This window comes from Lactobacillus delbrueckii subsp. bulgaricus (assembly GCF_046938665.1).
Lineage (GTDB): Bacteria > Bacillota > Bacilli > Lactobacillales > Lactobacillaceae > Lactobacillus > Lactobacillus delbrueckii_C.
The window spans coordinates 1-926 of record NZ_JBKZCD010000062.1 but is presented as its reverse complement, the minus strand read 5'-3'; the positions used below and the strand labels follow the sequence as shown (position 1 = coordinate 926).

Here is a 926-nt window from a genome sequence, read left to right as displayed (position 1 = left end):
AGTGACGCAGCTTACGACACTGATGACAACACTGACCAAATCTTTACTGTAGTTCTGAAGCACGGCCACAAGACTGTTGACCGTGACCAAAATGTAAAGCGGACTGTAGTTTACGAAGTGCCAGCAGGCTTTGACACTCCAGAATCTGTAGAAGAGACTTTATCCTTCACTCAGACTGGTGACCAAGACTTGGTAACCAAGGAAATCACTTGGAACCAAGTTGACTCAAAGAGCTTGAAGACTGTAACTAGTCCAAAGATTGCAGGTTTGACTGCTGACAAAGATGAAGTTGCATCTGAAGTAGTAGTTCCAACCTTCGATGGTGACAAGGAAACTACTGTAAAGGTCGTCTACACGCCAAACATCCAAAACGCTTTAGTAAGATACGTTGACCAAGATAAGAACAACGCATTGATCGAAGACTCGGGTGACTTGAGCGGTCTGTCCAAGGACACTATCGCTTACAGCACTGAAGACACGATCAAGAAGTTGGAAGAAGCAGGCTACGTATTCGTCTCAAGCGATTACCCAACTGACGCAGCTTACGACACCGATGATTCAACTGATCAGATCTACACTGTAGTTCTGAAACACGGCCAGGCAACTGTAAGTCGTGACCAAAAGGTTACTCAAAACGTTGTCTACGAAGTACCAGCCGGCTTCGAAACTCCAAGTTCAGTAACTGAAACTGTGTCATTTACTCAGACCGGTACTCAGGACCTGGTAACCAAGGAAATTACTTGGGTTCCAGTTGATTCACAAAGTTTGAAGAGCGTAACTAGCCCAACTATCTCTGGCTTGACTCCAGACAAGGATGAAGTAGCTTCACAAGAAGTTGTTCCGACCTTCGATGGTGACAAGGAAACTACTGTCAAGGTTGTCTACACTGCTAACAAGCAGAAGGCCCTGGTAAACTACGTTGATGC

At 45.4% G+C, this 926-nt stretch carries 1 protein-coding gene; it reads left to right on the top strand.

Annotation, left to right across the window (positions count from 1 at the left end; genetic code table 11):
* The coding region (locus ACLUXO_RS10165) for a mucin-binding protein (RefSeq protein WP_412137446.1) at positions 1 to 926 on the top strand (926 nt) is incomplete at both ends.